This window comes from Bartonella sp. SD1336NMGDW, from assembly GCF_042193565.1.
Lineage (GTDB): Bacteria > Pseudomonadota > Alphaproteobacteria > Rhizobiales > Rhizobiaceae > Bartonella > Bartonella grahamii.
The window spans coordinates 1-2906 of record NZ_JBHILW010000047.1; the positions used below are offsets into that span (position 1 = coordinate 1).

Here is a 2906-nt window from a genome sequence, read left to right on the forward strand (position 1 = left end):
TATGTGGTTGGAAAGATGGTCAAGAAACGAAGCAGCAAAGATAAAGGTCTTACAGAAAAAGAACAACAGCTCCTTCATGAGATGATAGAGACCTACCAAGGTTTAAAGATGATGTCACGTATCATGAAATTGATTGTCTTTATGTTCGTAATAGATTTTTCCCGTTTCGTGGATGCCGTAGATAATAGCTTTTCACACCTCAAAAAGTGACTAACAAAAAGTTGAAAAACTTTTTGTTTAAGAAAAGAAATTAATATTAATGATAATTTACACTATGTTTAACTAAGTTAAATAATGTATAATCATTAATATTCTTAAAGAGGAAATATTATGAGTGAAAAAAGTGACTTATAGCAGCTAAAGTAGATATAAATCTAAAAAGCGCATTTATGGCTATAGCTGAAATAAAACACTGTTCAGCATCTCAAATTTTACGTGATCTTATTCGTGTGTACGTTGAAAATAATAAGATACCCAATAAAGAAACGCTTGAAACTTTTCATAAAAATGATAGCAATGAAGATGTTTTTTATGCTGAAAATATTGCTGATTTGATTAAGCAATTGGATATTTGATTATGCGTTCAGTGAGTTATTCAGGAAAGTTTAAAAAGGATGTAAAATGAGCAAAAAAACGTGGAAAAGATATGCGAAAGTTCACAGAAGTTATGCAACTTCTAGTTAATAAGAAGCAATTGCTATCTATTTTAAATGATCATGCATTACAAGGAAATTAAAAGCCTCGTCGATATCTTCATATAGAATCCGATTGGTTGTTAATTTATATAGTTGACGAAGAGCACATCCATTTTGATAGGACAGGTACGCATTCAGATTTATTTAAGTAAAAAGTTGATTATGCCCTTTAAAAAACCTGATTCGCAATAATTGAGAGCCATGTCACAAAATCCTATTCCCTAACCTTTATTTACGAATCCATCATGTTAAAAATATAATAAAAACAAGATATTAAATAAGGAAAAACAAAAAGTGGTGCCCAGACGCGGCAAGCAGGGGCTTAGCAACAAGATTCAAAGTATATAAAGATGTGTAAGAGCGTATTGATGTCTATAGCTTTTTATGATTCAATAAAAAAAGTAAGCATTAAAGGAAAAATCTCAAATCAGAAATTAAAGGTGGTCTAAAAGGTGGACCAAAAAAGGTGGACGAGCAATGCTTGAAAAGGTGGACGAGAGGGGACGTTAAGTGAGGGCGATTCATCGGTTATCAGCATTACTTGTAAAGTCCTCTCCACAAGGAAAATATTGTGATGGGGCAGGGCTATGGTTGAATGTTCGAAAAGACAATACACGCTCTTGGTTTTTTCGCTATACGCACCACAATAAGCGCCGTGAAATGGGACTTGGTCCTGTTACAAAACTCTCTTTAAAAGAAGCGCATGAGCTTACAAGATATTATAGTGATATTCTTAAAGAAGGCAATGATCCTATTGTCTTTCGAGAACAGACTATTTTAAAACAGCAAAGCAATATCTTCCAAGAAATTGCAAAAGCGGCTTTTGAAAGCAAAAAAGCAGAGTTGAAAAATGAAGGTAAAAACGGTCGCTGGTTTTCTCCACTAGAGTTGCACGTGATTCCACACATAGGTAATTTACCTATAGAAAAATTAACAGCCAATATCATCCGCAATGTTCTCGCACCCCTTTGGCATGAAAAAGCAGACACAGCGCGAAAAGCACTTAACCGTATCAATATTTGCTTGAAATATGCTGCGGCTCTTGGTTTAGATGTTGATTTACAGGCTTGTATGAAAGCACGCGCTCTTTTAGGAAAACCACGTGCTACATCAACAAATATTCCTGCTATGCCATGGCAAGAGGTTCCGGCATTTTATCAAAGCTTGGATGATAAGATCCTTTCAAATTTAGCACTGAAGTTATTGATTTTGACAGGCGCACGGTCATATCCATTGCGCTATTTGCGTCTTGAACAAATTGACAAAAATATATGGACGATACCAAAAGAAAACATGAAAGGTATTGTAGGGAAAGTTTCAGACTTTCGCGTGCCACTAAGTGATGAAGCTTTGAGAGTTATTGAAAAAACTCTCCCCTTTGAAAAGAATGGTTTTCTCTTTTCTGGTCTTAGAGGCAACCCCATTTCTGATGCCACCATGGCAAAGTATATGACAGTTTGTGGTTTGACTTATCGTCCCCATGGTTTTCGTTCAAGCTTACGGGATTGGATAGCAGAGACAACGTCAACACCATTTGAGATTGCCGAAACTGTTCTTGCCCATTCAGTTGGGAGTTCAGTGACGAAAGCTTATATGCGAACGGATTTTTTAGAACAGCGACATGTTCTCTTGGAACAGTGGGCTTCATTTATAACAGGAGAGGCTTGATAATATGTCTATTGTCGATTCAGGTATCTAAGAAACACTCAAGTGATTAGCGGATAGATTACGGTATAATCTCTCTTTCCCTGCCTCAAAAGTGGGGAGGGGGTGAAGTTTTAATTTTTGAAATCTACTGTTTTAAATGGGCGAAGGCATTCTCTATCACCTCCATGAGACGAGCAAAATTAAGAATCCATTTTCTAAAGAATTTCGCGCGTCTCAGAGTATGTTTAGAGTCGGATATTTGGTTTTTGTGTAAAAATACTTACAAACGCATCCATAATACGTGAAAAATCAAGGGCTAATAAGAGTATAATGAGTACAATCCATTTCGTATAACGCGACATCACTTTTACACTTTTGTAGGTCATGATGATTTCTTGAAGTATTTCTTTTTCTGCTTCTGTAAGCTCTGTATCGTCTTGTGTTTTTTTTCTAGCCATGTTTCCACCCACACACGCGTTCACCTAGATTATTGTGCTTTAAGATCTCTCTTGCTAAGTTTGAACTGATGGCGTTCAGATCTTGCTTATCTAAATAAATTGGCAA

General features: G+C 36.0%; 5 protein-coding genes. 4 read left to right on the top strand and 1 reads right to left on the bottom strand.

Translation table 11 applies throughout. The annotated features are described in order from the left end of the window. Positions 1–3 precede the first annotated feature (3 nt). From ACFIKH_RS08835 to ACFIKH_RS08850, 4 genes are all read left to right on the top strand, one after another. Positions 4–210: a hypothetical protein gene (locus tag ACFIKH_RS08835; protein ID WP_375626866.1), complete on the top strand. Its 207-nt coding sequence runs from the start codon at positions 4–6 to the stop codon at positions 208–210. A 179-nt stretch (positions 211–389) separates the two neighbouring features. Next, the gene (locus ACFIKH_RS08840) at positions 390–575 is read left to right on the top strand and encodes a hypothetical protein (protein ID WP_375626868.1); all 186 of its coding nucleotides are present in this window, start codon (positions 390–392) and stop codon (positions 573–575) included. 182 nt (positions 576–757) lie between these two features. Further along, positions 758–847: a type II toxin-antitoxin system YafQ family toxin gene (locus ACFIKH_RS08845; protein WP_375626877.1), complete on the top strand. Its 90-nt coding sequence runs from the start codon at positions 758–760 to the stop codon at positions 845–847. A gap of 358 nt (positions 848–1205) precedes the next feature. After that, positions 1206–2363 (top strand): tyrosine-type recombinase/integrase, encoded by a 1158-nt coding sequence (locus ACFIKH_RS08850; protein WP_375671507.1) that lies wholly within the window; start codon positions 1206–1208, stop codon positions 2361–2363. A 224-nt stretch (positions 2364–2587) separates the two neighbouring features. On the opposite strand, the gene ACFIKH_RS08855 is transcribed toward ACFIKH_RS08850, so the two are convergent. Then, positions 2588–2800 (bottom strand): hypothetical protein, encoded by a 213-nt coding sequence (locus ACFIKH_RS08855; protein WP_375620805.1) that lies wholly within the window; start codon positions 2798–2800, stop codon positions 2588–2590. Between the last annotated feature and the right edge of the window lie 106 nt (positions 2801–2906).

Bases quoted from the DNA above. Each gene is read 5' to 3' on its own strand.
- ACFIKH_RS08840 (WP_375626868.1), top strand. From the start codon at position 390: ATGGCTATAGCTGAAATAAAACACTGTTCAGCATCTCAAATTTTACGT.
- ACFIKH_RS08855 (WP_375620805.1), bottom strand. From the start codon at position 2,800: ATGGCTAGAAAAAAAACACAAGACGATACAGAGCTTACAGAAGCAGAA.